The 19383-nt window shown below is 58.5% G+C and carries 20 protein-coding genes; 2 read left to right on the forward strand and 18 right to left on the reverse strand.

All coding sequences use genetic code 11. The features are described 5' to 3' along the window. Nucleotides 1-598 precede the first annotated feature (598 nt). Entirely contained in the window at nucleotides 599-859 is a 261-nt protein-coding gene (locus AAIA72_RS11705; RefSeq protein ID WP_369600500.1) for a hypothetical protein, read from the forward strand. Nucleotides 860-954: 95 nt separating this feature from the next. Here AAIA72_RS11705 and glmS read toward each other — a convergent pair whose 3' ends face one another. The 16 genes from glmS to AAIA72_RS11785 all read right to left on the reverse strand — a co-directional run bounded on the left by glmS (nucleotide 955) and on the right by AAIA72_RS11785 (nucleotide 16809). Beyond that, entirely contained in the window at nucleotides 955-2787 is a 1833-nt protein-coding gene (gene glmS, locus AAIA72_RS11710) for a glutamine--fructose-6-phosphate transaminase (isomerizing) (RefSeq protein ID WP_369600501.1), read from the reverse strand. A 34-nt stretch (nucleotides 2788-2821) separates the two neighbouring features. Then, entirely contained in the window at nucleotides 2822-4180 is a 1359-nt protein-coding gene (gene glmU / locus AAIA72_RS11715) for a bifunctional UDP-N-acetylglucosamine diphosphorylase/glucosamine-1-phosphate N-acetyltransferase GlmU (protein WP_369600502.1), read from the reverse strand. A 78-nt stretch (nucleotides 4181-4258) separates the two neighbouring features. Further along, nucleotides 4259-4684, reverse strand: coding sequence for a F0F1 ATP synthase subunit epsilon (locus AAIA72_RS11720; protein WP_369600503.1), 426 nt, complete (start codon nucleotides 4682-4684; stop codon nucleotides 4259-4261). A gap of 23 nt (nucleotides 4685-4707) precedes the next feature. Further along, entirely contained in the window at nucleotides 4708-6087 is a 1380-nt protein-coding gene (atpD, locus tag AAIA72_RS11725) for a F0F1 ATP synthase subunit beta (RefSeq protein ID WP_369600504.1), read from the reverse strand. Between the two features lie 32 nt (nucleotides 6088-6119). Next, nucleotides 6120-6986, reverse strand: coding sequence for a F0F1 ATP synthase subunit gamma (gene atpG / locus AAIA72_RS11730; protein ID WP_369600505.1), 867 nt, complete (start codon nucleotides 6984-6986; stop codon nucleotides 6120-6122). Between the two features lie 66 nt (nucleotides 6987-7052). Beyond that, nucleotides 7053-8597, reverse strand: a complete 1545-nt coding sequence (atpA, locus tag AAIA72_RS11735; RefSeq protein ID WP_369600506.1) for a F0F1 ATP synthase subunit alpha — start codon at nucleotides 8595-8597, stop codon at nucleotides 7053-7055. 28 nt (nucleotides 8598-8625) lie between these two features. After that, entirely contained in the window at nucleotides 8626-9162 is a 537-nt protein-coding gene (locus AAIA72_RS11740) for a F0F1 ATP synthase subunit delta (protein ID WP_369600507.1), read from the reverse strand. A gap of 12 nt (nucleotides 9163-9174) precedes the next feature. After that, the gene (locus AAIA72_RS11745) at nucleotides 9175-9645 is read right to left on the reverse strand and encodes a F0F1 ATP synthase subunit B (RefSeq protein WP_369600508.1); all 471 of its coding nucleotides are present in this window, start codon (nucleotides 9643-9645) and stop codon (nucleotides 9175-9177) included. A 54-nt stretch (nucleotides 9646-9699) separates the two neighbouring features. Beyond that, nucleotides 9700-9957 carry a F0F1 ATP synthase subunit C gene (gene atpE, locus AAIA72_RS11750; RefSeq protein ID WP_369600509.1) on the reverse strand — a complete coding sequence of 86 codons (258 nt, stop codon included), beginning with the start codon at nucleotides 9955-9957 and terminating at the stop codon, nucleotides 9700-9702. Nucleotides 9958-10016: 59 nt separating this feature from the next. Continuing rightward, complete coding sequence (atpB, locus tag AAIA72_RS11755) at nucleotides 10017-10838, reverse strand: F0F1 ATP synthase subunit A (RefSeq protein ID WP_369600510.1); 822 nt, start codon at nucleotides 10836-10838, stop codon at nucleotides 10017-10019. Between the two features lie 18 nt (nucleotides 10839-10856). Further along, nucleotides 10857-11237: an ATP synthase subunit I gene (locus AAIA72_RS11760; protein WP_369600511.1), complete on the reverse strand. Its 381-nt coding sequence runs from the start codon at nucleotides 11235-11237 to the stop codon at nucleotides 10857-10859. 263 nt (nucleotides 11238-11500) lie between these two features. After that, entirely contained in the window at nucleotides 11501-12364 is an 864-nt protein-coding gene (locus AAIA72_RS11765) for a ParB/RepB/Spo0J family partition protein (protein ID WP_369600512.1), read from the reverse strand. Between the two features lie 8 nt (nucleotides 12365-12372). Next, nucleotides 12373-13173, reverse strand: coding sequence for a ParA family protein (locus AAIA72_RS11770; protein WP_369600513.1), 801 nt, complete (start codon nucleotides 13171-13173; stop codon nucleotides 12373-12375). Beyond that, nucleotides 13170-13835: a 16S rRNA (guanine(527)-N(7))-methyltransferase RsmG gene (gene rsmG, locus AAIA72_RS11775; protein WP_369600514.1), complete on the reverse strand. Its 666-nt coding sequence runs from the start codon at nucleotides 13833-13835 to the stop codon at nucleotides 13170-13172. Before rsmG ends, AAIA72_RS11770 begins: the two co-directional genes overlap by 4 nt. Then, nucleotides 13832-15721 (reverse strand): tRNA uridine-5-carboxymethylaminomethyl(34) synthesis enzyme MnmG, encoded by a 1890-nt coding sequence (gene mnmG / locus AAIA72_RS11780; protein ID WP_369600515.1) that lies wholly within the window; start codon nucleotides 15719-15721, stop codon nucleotides 13832-13834. The genes rsmG and mnmG overlap by 4 nt, the downstream gene beginning before the upstream one ends. Before the next feature lie 308 nt (nucleotides 15722-16029). Beyond that, nucleotides 16030-16809, reverse strand: coding sequence for an MBL fold metallo-hydrolase (locus AAIA72_RS11785; protein ID WP_369600516.1), 780 nt, complete (start codon nucleotides 16807-16809; stop codon nucleotides 16030-16032). Between the two features lie 148 nt (nucleotides 16810-16957). On the opposite strand from AAIA72_RS11785, the gene AAIA72_RS11790 reads away from it, so the two are divergent. Then, on the forward strand, nucleotides 16958-17761 hold the full coding sequence (locus AAIA72_RS11790) for a type IV pili methyl-accepting chemotaxis transducer N-terminal domain-containing protein (protein ID WP_369600517.1): 804 nt from the start codon (nucleotides 16958-16960) through the stop codon (nucleotides 17759-17761). A gap of 39 nt (nucleotides 17762-17800) precedes the next feature. Here the strand turns inward: AAIA72_RS11790 and AAIA72_RS11795 are convergent, their stop codons facing one another. Both AAIA72_RS11795 and AAIA72_RS11800 read right to left on the reverse strand, forming a co-directional pair. After that, nucleotides 17801-18625: an HDOD domain-containing protein gene (locus tag AAIA72_RS11795; protein ID WP_369600518.1), complete on the reverse strand. Its 825-nt coding sequence runs from the start codon at nucleotides 18623-18625 to the stop codon at nucleotides 17801-17803. A 135-nt stretch (nucleotides 18626-18760) separates the two neighbouring features. Further along, the gene (locus AAIA72_RS11800; RefSeq protein ID WP_369600519.1) at nucleotides 18761-19381 is read right to left on the reverse strand and encodes a TetR/AcrR family transcriptional regulator; all 621 of its coding nucleotides are present in this window, start codon (nucleotides 19379-19381) and stop codon (nucleotides 18761-18763) included. Between the last annotated feature and the right edge of the window lie 2 nt (nucleotides 19382-19383).

Below are 19383 nucleotides of genomic sequence, written 5' to 3' on the forward strand. Positions count from 1 at the left end.
CGAGGCGCCGGTCTGCACAATCCGGTGATAACAGGCCTTATTCAATGATTTCCCCACGGCAGTATGGTTGACCTTTATCGCCGGTGGTCCAGGGAACCGTGCAGGGCCCACCTTTTCCGTCAGGCGGCGGATAGAGGCGCTGACCTGCCGGCTTGCCGTGAGCCGGTTTGGTGCCCATGTGCCGGTCTGGCATGGGTTTGGCCTTTTCACAAGGCAAGAAAGGAGGGGGGCCCGCATGGGTCGGGCTGCACGGATCATTGGGGTTATCCGGTGGATTGCGCTCCGCGCTCCAGCCCGCACCGGCCAGTACTGCTCCCAATACCCATACTGCGATCCGCTTCTTGTTAGTATTCATGCCTGATTACCTCTGTGATTGAGTTGTTGACTGATGTCACAAGGTAAGTCGACCGGTAACGGGATTCAGTTCAATCTCTTTTTCCGGTATCTGCCCGGCTTGACCTGAATTGATCTGCCCGGACGAAAAACGATACACTTCGGCTGCTGACTTGCCACCGCTCAATCCCGGCCTTCAAAGGGAATTTGAAAACTTTGGGTGAGTTGTACACCCGGAATATGCCAATCCTTTCAGGTGAACATCATGAATCAAAACGGGACCGGTTTGCTGGTCGTGGCATCTGTGCTTTTGGGGATCTGGATACTGTCAGTCCTGACGGCGAGCGTGCGCGAGCGGCAGCTTGAGAAAAGGGGAATTTTGCCGCCTCTCCGGCAGACAACAGATGAAGACATCATCCGGCTGGCGAAATCAGGTTATCGCGTATGGGCCATCCGCCGGTACCGGCAATTGCATGGTGTCTCTCTGAAAGAAGCCCGGGATGCCGTGGACGCCCGCATGAAGTAGCGTGATGACTGGAACGCGGCCGTGGAAGGTTCTGAGGGGATAAACAGACGGCGGGGGCAAATGCGCCCCCGCAGTCATTCGCTCAGGCGCCGTTGTTACTCTACCGTCACGGATTTGGCCAGGTTCCTTGGCTGATCCACGTCGGTGCCCTTGAGCACGGCAACGTGGTAGGCCAGCAGTTGCAGCGGCACGGTATACACGATGGGTGCCATCATGTCGTTGACGGAGGGCAGCTGCAGCGTGTGGATACCGGGTTCGTCGGCCATGTCGGCAGTGCTGTCGGCAAACACGTAGAGTTCTCCGCCCCGTGCCCGCACTTCCTGCAGGTTGGACTTGAGTTTTTCCAGCAGCGCATTGTTGGGCGCCACGGTGACCACCGGCATGTCGTCATCCACCAGTGCCAGCGGGCCGTGCTTGAGTTCACCGGCCGGGTAGGCCTCGGCGTGAATGTAAGAGATTTCCTTGAGCTTGAGCGCGCCCTCCATGGCCACCGGGTACAGGGCCCCGCGCCCCAGAAAGAGCGCGTGATGCTTGTCCACAAAGTGCTCGGAGAGTCTTTCGATGGCCGGATCCAGCGCCAGTACGGCTTCGATGTGATCCGGCAGGGCGCGCAGGGCACGCACCAGCTTCGCCTCGGCGGCGTCCGTGAGCCCATGACGACGCGCCAGGGCAATGGTCACCACGGCCAGCGCGACCAACTGGGTGGTAAAGGCCTTGGTGGAGGCCACGCCGATCTCCGGACCGGCCTGGGTCATCATTACCAGATCGGATTCACGCACCAGTGAGCTGCCGGGCACGTTGCAGATGGCGAGGGTGGCCATGAATCCGGAGGTCTTGGCCTGACGCAGGGCAGCCAGGGTATCGGCCGTTTCGCCAGACTGGGAGATGGTGACAAACAACGCCTTTTCCGGCACCACGTGCTTGCGGTAACGGTATTCGGATGCTACTTCCACCTGGCAGGGCACACCGGCCAGTTCTTCCAGCCAGTAACGCGCCACCAGCCCCGCATGATAGGACGTACCGCAGGCGACGATCTGGATGTGTTTCACTTCGTCCAGAATTCTTCGGGTTTCCGTCCCCAGTACCTGCTCCAGAATGCGGTCCTGGCTGATGCGGCCTTCCAGCGTGGCCCGGATGACCTTCGGTTGTTCGTAGATTTCCTTGAGCATGTAATGGCGAAACTCACCCTTGTCGGCTGCATCCACGCCGTGTTCGAACCGCTTCACCGGACGCTCCACCGGCGCACCGCCGGCATCGACGATCCGGATGCTTTGGGTGGTGAGTTCGGCCACATCACCTTCTTCCAGATAGATGAAGCGGTCGGTAACGTGCAGCAGTGCCAGCGGATCGGAGCCGCAGAAGTTTTCCTCGATCCCGACACCAATGACCAGCGGGCTGCCCTGCCGTGCCACGATAATGCGATCCGGATGATCGGCGTGACAGACCGCCAGGGCATAAGCACCCTCCAACTGGCTCAGGGTCTTGCGTACCGCCTCGAACAGATCGCTGTTGTCCTTGAGCGCTTCGTGGATGAGGTGCACTACAACCTCGGTATCCGTGTCGGAAGTGAAGGTGTAGCCCTTGCCCTTCAGGACTTCGCGCAGTGCCTCGAAGTTTTCGATGATGCCGTTGTGAACAATGGCCAGCGCTTCACCGGACATGTGCGGATGCGCGTTATTTTCCGTCGGCTTGCCATGGGTCGCCCAGCGGGTATGGGCAATCCCCACCTTGCCGGGCAGGGGTTCGGCACGCATGGCGGCTTCCAGGGCAGCAACCTTGCCTACGGCACGGCGACGCTGTATCCGGCCCTCCGGATCAATGACAGCCATGCCTGCGGAGTCATATCCCCGGTATTCGAGGCGCTTGAGTCCTTCGAGCAGAATTTCTGCCACCTGCCGTTGTGCCACGGCCCCTACGATTCCACACATTGCTTCCGATCTCCGATGTTCCGTTATGCGCGCATTATTTCTTCTTCACCGGGCGTTGCCAACCCCGGATATTGACCTGCTTGCCCCGTGCCACGGCCAGTTCGCCCGGCGGGACATCCTTGGTAATCACCGAACCGGCCCCCACCGTGGCCCCCTCCCCGACCGTCACCGGAGCCACCAGTGCCGTATTGGAGCCGATAAAGACACCATCCTCCATGACCGTGCGGAATTTGTTGACCCCGTCGTAGTTGCAGGTGATGGTTCCCGCGCCCACATTGACGTCTCGGCCAATGGTGGCATCGCCGATGTAGGTCAGGTGATTGACCTTGGAGCCGGCGCCGATTTCGGCCTTCTTGATTTCGACAAAGTTGCCCACCTTGGCACCTTCATGCAGGTGGGCACCGGGCCGCAAGCGTGCGAAAGGCCCGATGGTGTTGCCGCCATCCACCACGGCGTCTTCGAGGACACTGTAGGGTGCGAGGGTCACATGATCGCCGATGATGCTGTTGCGAATCACACAGCCGGCCCCCACGGTAACATGGCTGCCGATGCGGACGCGACCTTCGAGAATCACGTTCACGTCAAGCGTGGTGTCCTGACCCACTTCCACCTCACCCCGGATGTCCAGGCGTGCCGGGTCCAGGACCGTGACGCCGGCAAGCATGAGTTGCTCAGCCTGATTGCGTTGGTACTGTCGCTCCAGTGCCGCCAGTTGCAGGCGGTTGTTGACCCCTTCCACCTCCCAAGCATGGCGGGGATGTGCAGCGGTGACCGGCATGCCCTCGGCAACGGCGAGGGCAACAATGTCGGTCAGATAGTATTCGCCCTGGGCGTTCTGATTGCCCAGTTTCGGAATCCAGCGTCTCAGGGCATCAATGGGCATGCACATGATGCCGGTGTTCACCTCACGGATGCGGAGCTGTTCCGGGCTCGCGTCCTTTTGCTCCACGATGCCGGTAATCCGGTCCAGCTCGTCGCGGACAATGCGTCCGTAACCGGTCGGGTCATCCAGTGCGACCGTGAGAATGCCCAGTCCCTGGGTGTGTTCACAGAAGGCACGCAGGGTCTCTTCCTGAATCAGCGGCACATCACCATAGAGCACCAGCAGTTGGCCCGATTCGGGCAGCGCCGGCAAGGCCTGTGCCACCGCATGGCCCGTACCCAGCTGTTCCTTCTGCTCCACGAACGTCACACCCGCATCCGCCAGCGCCGCGCAGACCTGATCTCCTCCATGGCCGTGTACGACGGTAATGGAGTCCGGATTCAGTTGACGCGCCGTATTCACCACATGGCGCACCATGGGCGTGCCGGCCACGGGATGGAGGACCTTGGGCAGGGCGGACTTCATCCGCGTACCCTGCCCCGCCGCGAGAATCACCACATGCAATGCCATTGTTGTTACCTGCTGTTCCCTGTTTCAAACGAAAAAAGGGGAAGACAGGCTTCCCCTTTTCTTGCTGGTGCGTGATACCTACCGCCCAAGCTTCTTGCGTACCTGCTGGATGGCGCGCAAACGTGCTGCAGCCTCCGCCAGCTCCGCCGCCGCCTTCGAGTACTCGAAATCGCCGGTGCGGTTGGCAAGGGCCTTTTCCGCTTCACGTTTGGCTTCCAGAGCAGCCGCCTCGTCCAGAGTCTCCGCCCGTTCCGCTGTATCGGAAAGAATGGTGACCCGGTTCGGCTGGACCTCAAGAAAGCCCCCTGTAACGAAGAAGACTTCTTCTTCGCCACCCTGCTTGATGATGCGTACAGGGCCCGGGTTCAATGCGGTAAGCAGTGGCGTGTGACCGGGTGCAATACCCAGGTCACCTTCTGTGCCAGCCGCGATGACCATCTCCACGAGACCGGAGAAGACCTGTTGTTCCGCGCTGACAATATCACAGTGCACTGTCATACCCATAATGGCTCACCTTCTTGAGGAGCTTACTTCATTGTCTTGGCTTTTTCGACCGCTTCGTCAATTGAGCCAACCATGTAGAACGCCTGCTCCGGCAGGTCATCATACTGACCGTCCAGAATGCCCTTGAAACCACGGATGGTTTCCTTCAGGGACACGTACTTGCCCGGTGCGCCGGTGAACACTTCGGCCACGTGGAAGGGCTGGGACAGGAAACGCTCGATTTTACGGGCACGGGAGACGATCAGCTTGTCCTCATCGGACAGTTCGTCCATACCCAGAATCGCGATGATATCCTTCAGCTCCTTGTAACGCTGCAGTACGGACTGCACGCCACGCGCCACGTCATAGTGCTCCTGACCGATAACCAGCGGATCCAGCTGACGGGAGGTGGAATCCAGCGGGTCGATGGCCGGGTAGATACCCTTGGCTGCGATGTCACGGGACAGTACCACAGTCGCATCCAGGTGCGAGAAGGTGGTCGCCGGAGACGGGTCAGTCAGGTCGTCCGCGGGAACGTATACGGCCTGGATGGAGGTGATGGAGCCTACCTTGGTGGAAGTGATCCGCTCCTGCAGTACACCCATCTCCTCGGCCAGCGTCGGCTGGTAACCTACCGCTGACGGCATCCGGCCCAGCAGGGCGGATACTTCCGTACCGGCCAGTGTGTAACGGTAGATGTTGTCGATGAAGAGCAGTACGTCACGACCTTCATCACGGAACTTCTCAGCGATGGTCAGACCGGTCAGGGCCACACGCAGACGGTTGCCCGGGGGCTCGTTCATCTGACCATATACCATGGCAACCTTGTCGAGAACGTTGGACTCCTGCATTTCATAGTAGAAGTCGTTCCCTTCACGGGTCCGCTCACCGACACCGGCAAATACGGACAGACCGGAGTGCTCCTTGGCGATGTTGTTGATGAGCTCCATCATGTTGACGGTCTTGCCCACACCTGCACCACCGAAGAGACCTACCTTACCACCCTTGGCAAACGGGCATACCAGATCGATAACCTTGATGCCGGTTTCCAGCAGCTCGGTCGAGGCGGCCTGATCCGCGTAGGAAGGTGCCTTGCGGTGAATCGGAGCACGCTCCTTTTCACCAATGGGGCCCTGTTCGTCAATGGGGTTACCCAGGACGTCCATGATGCGACCCAGTGTTTCCCGGCCCACGGGCACGGAGATGGGGGCACCGGTATTTTCCACGTTCAGGCCGCGACGCAGACCTTCGGTGGAGCCCATGGCGATGGTCCGTACAACGCCGTCACCCAGCTGCTGCTGGACTTCCAGTGTGGTGTTGCCACCTTCCACCTTCAGTGCGTCGTACACCTTGGGGACGCTGTCACGCGGAAATTCCACGTCGATGACGGCCCCGATGATTCGTACAATTTGTCCGCTACTCATAGTCGGTTCCTCGTTACTCAAAACTCTTGCCCTTAAACCGCCGCTGCACCACTGACGATTTCGGAGATTTCCTGCGTGATCGCTGCCTGACGGGCCTTGTTGTACGCCAGCTGCAAGTCGTTGATGATGTTGCCGGCGTTGTCCGTCGCACTCTTCATGGCGATCATGCGCGAGGCCTGCTCACAGGCGTTGTTTTCAACCACGGCCTGGTATACCTGAGACTCGACATACCGGGTCAGCAGACCATCCAGAAGCGGCTTGGCATCGGGCTCGTAGATGTAATCCCAATGCTTCTTCACCAGCTCCTGATCCTCTTCCTGTGCCTGCAGCGGCAGCAGCTGGAGAATCGTGGGCTTCTGGGTCATGGTGTTGACAAAGCGGTTGTATACAACGAACAGGCGGTCGATCTTGCCTTCGGCATAGGCGTCCAGGGCGACCTTGACGGAGCCGATAATCTGGTTCAGGGAGGGCTCGTCGCCGAGGTGGGTAACGGCCGACATCATGTTTCCGCCGTATTTGCGGAAGAAGTTGACGGCCTTCTGACCCACGGCGCAGATGTCAATACCCACACCCTTGTCCTGCCATGCCTTGATGTCACGTGCCACTTCACGGAACTCGTTGACGTTCAGTCCGCCGCAGAGTCCACGGTCCGTCGTGACGACAATGTATCCGACCCGCTTCGCCTCGCGTTCCTCCAGGAACATGTGGTGGTACTCGGGGTTCGCCGCCGCGATGTGGCTGACCACTTCACGGATGCGATCGGCATAGGGCCGACCCTCCGCCATGCGTACCTGAGCCTTGCGCATCTTGCTCGCGGCCACGAGTTCCATCGCGGACGTGATCTTCTGCGTGCTCTTGATACTGGCGATTTGGTTTCTGATTTCTTTTCCGACGGCCATGATTCACTGCCTTCTGTCTGTTAATCCCAAAGTCCCGGTGAGGGGCCGGTGTCCCGGCCCTGTGTCTTACCAGGTTTGAGTGGCTTTGAACTTCTCAATGCACTCTTTCAGACCGGCAGCAATCTCGTCGTTGTAGTCGCCCTTTTCGTTGATCTTCGCCAGCAGATCGCTGTATTCGCTGCGTGCGAAAGACAGCAGGGCTGCTTCGAAATCAACCACTTTCTTGACGTCCACATCGTCGATGTAGCCTTCGTTGGCCGCGAACAGAACCAGACCCATCTCAGCCACGGACAGCGGGCTGTACTGCTTCTGCTTCATGAGTTCGGTAACGCGCTGACCATGTTCGAGCTGCTTGCGGGTTGCGTCATCCAGATCAGATGCAAACTGGGCAAACGCCGCCAGTTCACGATACTGAGCCAGGGCCAGACGGATACCGCCACCGAGCTTCTTCATGATCTTGGTCTGAGCCGCACCCCCTACACGGGATACGGAGATACCGGCGTTCATGGCCGGACGGATACCTGCGTTGAACAGGTTGGTTTCCAGGAAGATCTGACCATCGGTGATGGAGATCACGTTGGTGGGTACGAATGCGGAAACGTCACCCGCCTGTGTCTCGATGATCGGCAGAGCGGTCAGGGAGCCGGTCTTGCCCTTGACTTCACCGTTGGTGAACTTCTCAACGTACTCCTCGTTGACGCGCGCTGCACGCTCCAGCAGACGGGAGTGCAGGTAGAACACGTCACCCGGATAAGCTTCACGACCCGGCGGACGACGCAGCAGCAGGGAGATCTGACGATATGCCCAAGCCTGCTTGGTCAGGTCGTCAAATACGATCAGGGCGTCCTGACCACGGTCACGGAAGTACTCGCCCATTGTACAGCCGGCGTAAGGCGCCAGGAACTGCATGGAGGCGGGATCCGCTGCACCGGCTGCCACGACGATGGTGTGATCCATGGCGCCATGCTCTTCCAGCTTGCGTACCACGTTGGCAATGGAGGACTGCTTCTGTCCCACGGCCACGTAGATACACTTCACGCCGGTGTCTTTCTGGTTGATGATGGCGTCGATGGCCAGAGCGGTCTTGCCGGTCTGACGGTCGCCGATGATGAGCTCGCGCTGACCGCGACCGATGGGCACCATGGTGTCCACGGACTTGTAACCGGTCTGCATGGGCTGACCAACAGACTTACGCGCGATAACGCCCGGTGCAACCTTTTCGATTGCGTCAGTCAGTGTGGCTTCGATCGGGCCCTTGCCGTCGATGGGGTTACCCAGCGCATCGACCACGCGGCCGAGCAGGGCTTCGCCAACGGGCACTTCCAGAATGCGGCCGGTACAACGGACTTTCTGACCTTCTGCCAGGCTGCCGTAATCACCCAGTACCACCGCACCCACGGAGTCACGCTCCAGGTTCAGTGCCAGGCCATAGACGCCGCCTTCAAATTCAATCATTTCGCCGTACATGACGTCCGACAGGCCATGAATCAGCACGATACCGTCAGATACGCTGACGATGGTGCCTTCGGTCTTGGCCTCGGTGGAGATATCAAGATCCGCAATGCGCTTCTTGATGATCTCGCTGATCTCGGATGGATTCAGTTGCTGCATGCCAATATCCTCAAACCTTTTATCTTGCTCAGGAAGCCAGTGCTTCGGCCAGCTTGTTCAGTCGGCCCCGGATGGAACCGTCGATTACCAGGTCGCCGGCGCGGATGACAACGCCGCCAATCAGGCTGCGCTTGACTTCCGAGCTGACACGTACTGTCCGGTTGAGCTTCTTCTTGAGCGCTTCAACCAAAAGCGACTCCTGCTCGCCGTCGAGCTCGTAAGCGGTCTCGATCGTGACATCCACAGAGGCTTCTTCAGCGGCCTTGTACCGCTTGAACATGGCTTCAATCTGGGGAATCAGTGCCAGCCGCTTGTTCTCGGCGAGAAGACGCACGAAGTTCTGCTGCGCTTCATCCAGCCGGCCATCGAGAATGTCGATGATCAGGCTGGCCTTTCCGGCACTGGTCACACCGGGGTTGCCAATGACTGCGGCGACCTCGGCATCCTGGACCACATACGTCATGAACGCCAGGGCATCTGCCCAGGCGTCCAGACGGTTTGCTTCACGAGCGAGCTCAAAGGCCGCTTTGGCGTAAGGCCTTGCCAGTGTTGTGCTTTCCGCCATCGTGGAACCTCTTTACAGTTGAGCTGCCAGTTTTTTCAGAAACTCGCCATGCGCTTTGGCATCAACAGAGGTTTCCAGGATTTTTTCAGCACCCGCCAGCGCCAGGCCAGCGACTTCCTCACGCAATGCTTCCTTGGCACGCTGGGTTTCCTGTTCAATCTCGGCCTTGGCCGCGGCAATCAGCCGCTCGCCTTCCTGGCGGGCTGCTACCTTGGCTTCTTCAATGACCTGATTGGAGCGCTTGTTGGCCTGCTCAAGGATCGCCGCAGCTTGCTGCTTGGCTTCACGCAGCTCTTCTGCGGCCTTTTCCTGAGCAAGCTGGAGGTCCCGGGCTGCCCGTTCAGCAGCCTGCAGGCCATCCGCAATCTTCTTCTCACGTTCGCGCAAAGCCTGAATGACCGGAGGCCAGACATACTTCATGCAGAAAACGACAAAGATAAAGAAAGCGATGGCTTGACCGATAAGAGTCAGATTGATGTTCACGTCAATACCCCTCGCTTGTTCTTCGGGTTTCCCCGCTTACCATCGATTCGTTAATTAGCCTGCTACCTGGGCAACGAACGGGTTAGCGAACGTGAAGAACAGTGCGATACCAACACCGATCATGGTTACGGCGTCGAGCAGACCTGCCACGATGAACATCTTGACCTGCAGCATCGGAACCATTTCAGGCTGACGTGCAGCACCTTCCAGGAACTTGCCACCCAGGATACCGAAGCCAATGGCGGTGCCCAGTGCACCCAGGCCGATCAGAAGGGCTACTGCGATAGCGGTCATACCAACTACAGTTTCCATTTTTAACTCCTAGTTTTTCAGTCAGTTGAGTTTAAGTTTGGGTTAGTGGATCAGTGAATTCAGTGGTCTTCGTGTGCCATGCTCAGGTACACAATGGTCAGCATCATGAAGATGAACGCCTGCAGCGTAATGACCAGAATGTGGAAGATGGCCCAGGGCACGGACAATGCCCACTGCGCGTAGAACGGCAGCAGTGCGATCAGGATGAAGATCAGTTCGCCGGCGTACAGGTTACCGAAAAGACGCAGTGCCAGTGAAATGGGCTTGGCAATCAGACCCACACCTTCAAGCAGGAAGTTGAAGGGGATCATCCACTTGCCAAAGGGCTGCAGGGTCAGCTCACCCACAAATCCGCCGACACCCTTGACCTTGATGCTGTAATAGATGATCAGGAAGAATACGGAAATGGACATGCCGAGCGTAATGTTGACGTCGGTAGTCGGCACGACCTTCATGTAGGTCACACCCGCGGCATGGAACAGGTACGGCAGGAAGTCCACCGGGATCAGGTCCATGGTGTTCATGAGGAAGATCCAGCAGAAGATGGTCAGCGACAGGGGCGCAATCACGTCACTCTTGCCGTGGAAGGTTTCCTTGACGCTGTTGTCGACGAACTCGACCATGATTTCCACGAAGTTCTGCAGGCCCGTCGGGACGCCGGACGTCGCCTTGACGGCCACCTTGCGGAACAGCCAGAGGAACAGGATACCGAGGCCGATGGACCAGAGCATGCTGTCCACGTGGATGGCCCAGAAGCCCATCTGTGAGGCTTCCTCGTGGTTCTCGGCAAATTTCCAGCCCAGTTCAGGGTGCTTGCCAAAAGTCAGGTTCTGAAGGTGGTGCCGGATGTATTCAGAGGCCGTGAGGGTTTCGCTTGCCATACCGTTCCTCAATTCTCTTTATTGCGCGCGATGCGTTCGGATGATCCAGGGGGCCAGCCAGTGTACCGACTGAACCACGATAAACCCAATAAACAGGGGCAGCACTTCAAGCCAGGGTGCGAACCGGAATGCCAGTGCAAACAGGATCGCGGTCAGGATCAGCTTGATGGCCTCAGCCCTGTAGAATGTTTTCACTATCTGCCGGGCGGCACGGGCACCTTGCCAGGCAAAGACGCGGGAGGTGAAATAGAGATTGGGCAGGGCGCATATCATGGCGCCCGTCAGTATGGACAGGGAGGTGTTGCGACCCCATCCAAGGGCGATTGCCGCCAGAATCAGTGCAATACTGATTTGCAGCACGTTGACCCGATAAACCGGTGGCTTGCGTATGCCTTTCAACGTGTCTGCCTGTTGCCTCATTGACCCTGTTTGTGTTTCCCCCGCCTCCTGCCGTGCATGTGCCACAGCTTCAGGCGCGTGCATTATATTGTCTGCCCCCTCCCGCATCAACCTGAAAGGGGGTCAAAATGTCTAAATTTCGGTCAATTCGAAGGGTTCCCTGCGCTGCGTATCCGTAGAAACCCCAACGGGTGGTGTGGCGGGACGTCTCGTTCTACATCATGTGGTAGAACGAGCGTTTTAAACGTATGTTCGATATTTTTCTAGTGAATATGGCTGAGAATGCCGTCCAGCTCATCCAGAGAACTGTATTCGATCACGACCTTGCCCTTGCCCTTGGGAGAATGGGCAATCTTCACCCGTGCGCCCAGGGTATCGGCCAGCTTTTCCTGCAGGCGCACCACGTCCGGATCCGGCCGCCTGGGCTCCGGCGCCGGCGCTTCCTGCTGGAGCCGGCGAACAAGTGCTTCCGTCTGACGCACGGACAAGCCCCGGGCGACCACCTGGCGGGCGGCTTCAACCTGCCGGTTTCCGGACAGGCCCAGCAAGGCCCGGGCATGACCCATTTCCAGATCGCCCCGCTCAAGGAGAATCCGCGTATCGGATTCCAGGTTCATCAGGCGCAACAGGTTGGTCACCGTGGTACGGGATTTGCCGACCGCATCGGCCACTTCCTGCTGGGAGAGACCAAATTCCTCTTGCAGACGCTTGAGCGCCGCCGCTTCTTCAATGGGATTGAGGTTTTCGCGCTGAATGTTTTCGATCAGCGCCATGGCCACGGCGGCTTCGTCCGTGACATCGCGGATCAGCGCCGGAATACGATCCAGACCGGCCAGCTGGCTGGCCCGCCAGCGCCGCTCGCCGGCGATGATTTCGTAGCGACCATCGGCAATGGGGCGGACAACAATCGGCTGCATGACCCCCTGAGCACGGATGGATTGGGCCAGCTCTTCCAGGGTATCGGGATCCATGTCGCGACGGGGCTGACAGGCACCGCGCTGAATCAGGTCAACCGGCAAGTCCTTCAGTTCGCCGTCTTCCTTTTCCGGTTGTTCCAGCCGTGCCTTGGTGCTGGTGAGCAGGGCGCCCAGCCCACGTTCGCCGAGTCCTCGTTTTTTTGCCGCCATGGTTTTCCTCAGGTTTCGCTTGCCACCGCTTTTTGCGCCTGTTGCGCCTTGTGCCGCCGGATCATTTCCCCGGCAAGCGCGAGGTAGGCGACGGCGCCCTTGGAGCTTTTATCATACTTCAGCGCGGGTACGCCATAGGACGGCGCTTCCGCCAGCCGGATGTTGCGCGGGATCAGCGTACGATAGACCTTGTCACCAAAGTATTCGTGCAGTTGCGCCGAGACATCCTTGGTGAGGCTGTTGCGCGGGTCATACATGGTACGCAGCAGGCCTTCGATGTCCAGACCGGGGTTCACGGTTTCGCGAATCTGTTCGATGGTATTCATGAGTGCGGCAAGCCCTTCCAGGGCATAGTATTCGCACTGCATGGGAATCAGCACGCTGTGCGCTGCCACCAGGGCGTTGACGGTCAGCATGTTCAGTGACGGCGGACAGTCAATGAGGATGTAGTCATAGCGTTCGCCAAGCGCGGACAGGGCCAGCTTGAGCCGGTATTCACGGCCAATCTCGTTGATCAGCTCCACTTCCGCCGCCGTCAGGTCACTGTTGGCGGGCAACACATCGTAGCCTGCCTGTTCGGAGGCGATGATGACCTGTTCCGCCGGCCGCTTTTTGGTAAGCACTTCATAGAGGGTGGCGTCCACGGCATTCTTGTCCACACCACTGCCCATGGTGGCATTGCCCTGGGGATCCATGTCCACCAGCAGTACCTTGCGGCGGGTTGCAGCCAGGCTTGCGGCCAGATTGACACAGGTTGTGGTCTTGCCCACGCCGCCTTTCTGATTGGTCACTGCGATGATTCGGGTCATGCTGACTCTCCTGCTTGGCCGTCCCGTTCCACTATCAACAGATGTCGTGCCGCGTCACAGCCGGGAACCTGCAACGCATGGGTTTCTCGCACCCGCCAACCGGCAGGCAGTGACCGGACTTCATCTTCCGGATACTGGCCCTTCATGGCCAGAAGGGGAGTCTGTACGCCGATCAGGGGATCGCACCATCTTACCATGTTCTCGAGTGCGGTGAACGCCCGGCTGGTGACCCCGTCCAGGGGCACCTCCGGGATGACATTTTCCACCCGGTCATGAATCACGCGGACATTCTTCACCTTGAGCTCCAGGGCCACCTGGGTCAGAAACCGGGTTTTCTTGCCATTGCTGTCGATCAGCAGCCAGTGTGTCTCCGGCCGGACCAGCGCCAGGATCATGCCCGGAATGCCGGGACCGGTCCCCACGTCTGCCCAGTGCCTACCCCGGATCCAGGGCAGGATGGAGAGGGCATCCAGTACGTGGCGACTGATCCAGTCGGCCGGATCCCGGACGGCCGTGAGGTTGTAGGCCTGGTTCCAGCGCGCCATGAGTGCGAGGTAGCCGAGCAGCCGGTCACGGCGATCATCATCAAGATCCAGAGTGAGTGCTTTCAGGCCCGCGTCCAGCTGCGCGGTCCAGCGTTCGTGCCAGGACCCGCCGCTCATGCCGGACGCCGCGCCTTCATTTGCTGTTTCTTGAGATGGACCAGAAGCAGTGAGATGGCTGCAGGCGTCATCCCCGGAATGCGCATGGCCTGGGCAACCGTTGCGGGACGCACTTCGGACAGCTTCAGGCGCAGTTCATTGGACAGACCGTCAATACCGCTGTAATCCAGATCTTCCGGAATGGGGGTGTTTTCGTTGCGCCGGAGTTTCTCCACTTCACCCGCCTGACGGCTGATGTAGCCTTCATATTTGGTCTGAATTTCCACCTGTTCGCGGACGGCCTCGTCCAGTTCCGGTACGTCGCCATGCAGGGTGTGCACCTGATCCAGTGTCAGTTCCGGTCGCTTGAGCAGATCCGCCAGACTGGCCTCACGGGGCAGGGGTTTGCCCAGCGCTTCGGCAAAACGCTGTCCGGCTTCACTCTGGGGCTGGACCCAGGTGTCCCGCAGGCGCTGGCGTTCCTGTTCAATGGCTTCACGCTTGCGGTTGAAGGCGGCCCAGCGTTCATCATCCACCAGTCCCAGCTTGCGGCCGATCTCGGTCAGCCTCAGGTCCGCATTGTCTTCGCGCAGCAGCAGGCGGTACTCTGCGCGGCTGGTGAACATGCGGTAGGGTTCGCGGGTGCCGAGGGTGATCAGGTCATCCACCAGTACCCCGATGTAGGCCTGATCCCGCGAAGGCGTCCAGGGATCCTTTTCCTGTGCCCTGAGGGCGGCATTCAGACCTGCCAGCAGGCCTTGGGCAGCGGCTTCCTCGTAGCCGGTGGTACCGTTGATCTGCCCGGCAAAATACAGGTTGCGCAGCGCCCGGGTTTCCAGGGTGTGGCGCAGGTCCTGAGGATTGAAGTAATCATATTCGATGGCATAGCCGGGCCGGGTGATGTGTGCCTTTTCCAGACCTGGAATGCTGTGCACCAGCGCCAGCTGCACGTCGAAGGGCAGGCTGGTGGAGATGCCGTTGGGATAGAGTTCGTGTGTGGTCAGGCCTTCGGGCTCGATGAAGATCTGGTGTGAGTCCTTGTCTGCAAAGCGGTTGACCTTGTCCTCGATGGACGGGCAGTAACGCGGGCCCACGCCTTCGATCTTGCCGGTGAACATGGGGGAACGGTCAAACCCGCTGCGGATGATGTCATGGGTCCGTGCCGTGGTGCGGGTGATGTAGCAGGGCACCTGACGCGGGTGCTCCTCCCGGGATCCGAGATAGGACATGACCGGCACTGGCGTATCGCCGGGCTGAACTTCCATGACGGAAAAGTCCACCGTGCGCGCATCGATTCGTGGCGGCGTGCCGGTCTTGAGGCGGCCGACCCGCAGAGGCAGCTCACGCAGTCGTTGCGCGAGGGCAATGGAGGGCGGATCTCCGGCGCGACCACCACTGTGATTTTCCAGACCGATGTGAATGACGCCCCCCAGAAAAGTGCCGGTGGTCAGAACAACGGTGCGGCCACTGAAGCGCACGCCCATGTTGGTGACCACGCCGCAGACTTCTTCACCACGAACGATGAGATCATCGGCGGCCTGCTGAAAGATACGCAGATTGGGCTGGTTTTCCAGAATATGACGGATGGCCGCCTTGTAGAGGGCCCGGTCTGCCTGTGCACGGGTGGCACGGACTGCGGGGCCCTTGCGGGCATTGAGAACACGAAACTGAATGCCGGCCTTGTCGGTGGCCCGGGCCATGGCACCACCCAGCGCATCCACTTCCTTGACCAGGTGACTTTTGCCAATCCCGCCGATGGCCGGATTACAGGACATCTGGCCCAGCGTTTCGATATTGTGAGTCAGCAACAGGGTCTGGCAGCCCATACGTGCCGCTGCGAGTGCCGCTTCGGTGCCCGCATGACCACCACCAATCACAATGACATCAAACTGTTCCGGATACTCCACGCTGCCACCCCGATCACACCTGTTGAAGGAACCGCGTATTGTAACCTGACTGAACGCCACTGCACAGACTGTTCAAAAAACATTCACCGGAAAAATGCACCATTCGTCGGTTTTTCAACGGGTTGTCACAGGATCTTCAGAATTTATCCAAAAAGTTATCCACAACTTGCGCTGCCCGGATCCACCCTTAGATGATTTATAACATATTGATTTTAAATATTTTTAATAAATATCAAAACCGGATATTGTTGATGGCCTCAACATTTATCCACATCCGCAACCCGGTTAGCGTCCACTTATCCACAGAGTCAGGGAATGCGGTAATTTTCCTGGGTCATGAGATCCACACCGCAACGCAGCGTCTCGAGCCAGTTGAGGAACGCTTCGATGGTTTCTGGATCCGCAAAATAGCCGCCATGCTGAGGCACAATCATGCGCGGCTGAAGCTCCCGTACCATGTGTGCCCAGAGCCGCAGAATCTTGCCGCAACTCATGTAACGCTGATGGAAGTCTTTCATGTAAAGACCGTGGAGCGTGAGATCATCCACAGGTCGATTGGCATCCTGTGGAGACAGGGAAGCACCAATGTCGCCTGAAAACAGGATACCGGACAGCGGGTCGTAGAGGTTGAGATTACCTACCGAATGCAGGAAGTGAGCCGGCAGAAGCACGATTTCATCCTGTCCGAAGCCAATCCGCATGCCTTCGTCAGGAACCGCCAGCAGCCGTTCATACAGGGTGTCCCGGTAATCCTTCAGGCCGGTGAAATGGGGCAGAAAGCGGGACCAGAGCCTCGAGGCGATCAGGGTGGCCTGACTGATGTCCAGCCACTGCCCGGCACAGGCCGCAATATCCGGGTCCTGGTGGCTGACGAAGACATAGCGCAGACGGTCAATCGGCAGGTAGTATCGCACCGCTTCAAGCAATGCAGGATACACGCGCTGCCCCCCGGGCTCCATGAGCAGACCTTCACCATGACGAATGATCAGAAACTGGTTGGCCTGAACACCGGCACCGGATACCAGGTCGTGAAACTGGATACAGAGATGGCTGTCGGACTCGTGGAGGATATGGCCGGGCTGTGGCATGGGCATTTCCGGTATTTGGCTGGATTGTGACTGAAGTATAGACACCTTCGGCGTCGGTTGAATGTTCTTTTCATGATTCAAATCAAATCATCTGTGATCTTCATCACATTTAATATGGCGCTTCTTCGCTGTCGTACAGGAGAGTACCATGTTGTTTCAAAATCATTTTTTCCGTCTGGCTGTGGTGATGGCCCTCATGTTGGGGAGCTGGTCAGCACAGGCAGAGATCCGCTCTGCCGAGGAGGCCATCAACGTGGCAGGCCGGCAACGGATGCTTTCTCAGCGCATGGTCAAGGCCTGGCTGCTTGTCGGGCAGGAAGTGGCCGTGGAACGGGCGCGCAGGCAACTGGATGAGTCTGTCGCGCTGTTTGAAGAGCAATTGTCAGACTTGGAAGACTATATTGCACGCCACAAGCTGGACACGCACATTCGTGAAACGCGGTCACTCTGGAACGGGTTTCGTGTCGCGCTGCTGCAAGCACCACGTCGCGATCAGGCCGGTGCGCTCATCGAGAACGGAGAACAATTGCTGAAATCCGCCAACCAGGTGGTCACGGATCTGGAGCAGACGCCTCAGGGTGAGGCAGAACGGCTGAAAATCATCAACCTGTCAGGAAGACAACGCATGCTGTCACAACGGATTGCGCTGTATTATTCGGCGCTGGCCTGGAAAGCCGGGGATGCACAGGTGAATCGTGAGCGCCTGGACCAGGCCGTCTCCCTGTACGAATCCAGCCTGAATACACTGGTCGACTCACACCTCAATACGCCCGAAATCCGGGCTCAGCTGGCACGGGTCGCAGACCACTGGAAGTTTTCGAAAGCCGGTTTTCAGCTCATGGAAAGCCAGGCCTTTGTGCCCTTCGTGATTCAGTCCACGACCGAAAGCATGCTCAAACGAATGGAGGCCATCACCGGATTATATACCGGCACTTCCGGCCAGAGCCGGTAGGATGTCAGGGCTGATGCCCCTGGCATCAGCCCCGGGGGCTCAGGACAGCAGGCTGTCGATATCGTCTTCCTCATTGAACATGTCCACCATCTTGTCAAAGAAGGTGACCACATCCAGACCAATCTGATTGGCCAGATCCATGGGGAAGTTTTCGAGAATCTCTTCCCTGGATTTGCCGGCTGCCATGGCATCATTCACATAGCGGGCGATCTTGATGGCTGCGGCCAGGCCACTGAAGGGTTCCGCCTCTTCCGGATGAGCCTGATTGGCCAGTGCGTCCTGAATTTCCTCCGGGAATTTCCAGCGCCGCGCCAGTTCCGCCCCCACCTGGGTGTAATCCACACCAAACTGATTCTGCTCCAACTCCGTCCGGTTACCCCCTTCCTTGACCAGTTCATGTACCTTGCGCCACTTTTCGGGTTCGGCCATGGCAATCAGTACATCACCGATGTTGTGCAACATGCCGGCCGTAAACGCCACTTCCGGATCCAGTGCACTGTGCTTGCCAATGAGCTTGCAGATATTGGCCACCATGAAGCTGTCGCGCCAGAAGGCTTTCTTGTCGAGCCCCGGCACATCCTTGAACGCACCGGTCACACCGGAAGCCACCACCAGTGTCTTCAGGGTATCAAAGCCCAGCATGACCACCGCGGCGTCAATGGAGGCCACCTTGCGGCCGGCACCGTAGCGGGCCGAGTTGGCCAGACGCAGAACCTTGGCGGAGAGCACCTGATCCATCTGCAGTTTTTTGGAGATGGCATCCGCGTTCACATCCGGGTTGTTGAAGTTGTCGATCAGTTCCTGAACCACCTTGGGAATGTTGGGCAGGTTGTGGACTTGATCAAAAAGGCGCTCAAGACTCATTGGATTCACTCTCCTGTATCGGGCTTGTTTTTAAACCTAGTATAGGCAGGGTTTGGAAAATTGCCCGGTGAGAAAGCGAAAAAAATGAAAAACTCTGTGAGAGCTGGATAAGCGCGGGGCAGACTCCGCTCCGGGTCAATTACCTTGCAGGTGTGACGGGATCTGGAAGGTGGCCAGTATCTGTCCGGAACGCAATCGCTCGAACAGTTCATCCACCAGGAGGGCAATCATGGCATCGTCGTCATTGAGGCGCGCCCAGGTGCGCAAGCCCATGAGCTGTATCTGCAGGTAGCGGGCCAGAATCCGGGGATCGGATTCTCCGGGCAGTTCGCCGGTGGACTGGCTCTGTGCCAGCAGCGCGGCAAACCGTTCTTCCATGGCACGCAGATGCGACCTGGCCTCCTCCAGCAGTTCACCGTGTGATTCATCCAGTTCCAGGACGGTCTTGGCCAGCAGACACTGGTCACTGGGTGCACTGTGTCGCTGTTCCAGAAGAATCTTGCGGAAAAAGGCTTCGAGGCCCTTCAGAGGTGATCCGGCCCCCCTGACACAGGCTTCGAGCTGCTTCTGGCCACGTTCGGTGTAATGCCGCAGTACCTCGCGAAAGATCCCTTCCTTGCTCCCGAACAGGGCATAGAGGCTGCCCGGACGCATGTCCACGGCTTCCTGTAGATGGCGCATGGACGTAGCGTGAAAGCCCTTGGCCCAGAACAGTTGCATGGCTCTGTTGAGCGTACTCTGGCGATCCTGCTTCATGG

It is taken from the genome of Thermohahella caldifontis, assembly GCF_041153465.1.
GTDB lineage: Bacteria > Pseudomonadota > Gammaproteobacteria > Pseudomonadales > Oleiphilaceae > Thermohahella > Thermohahella caldifontis.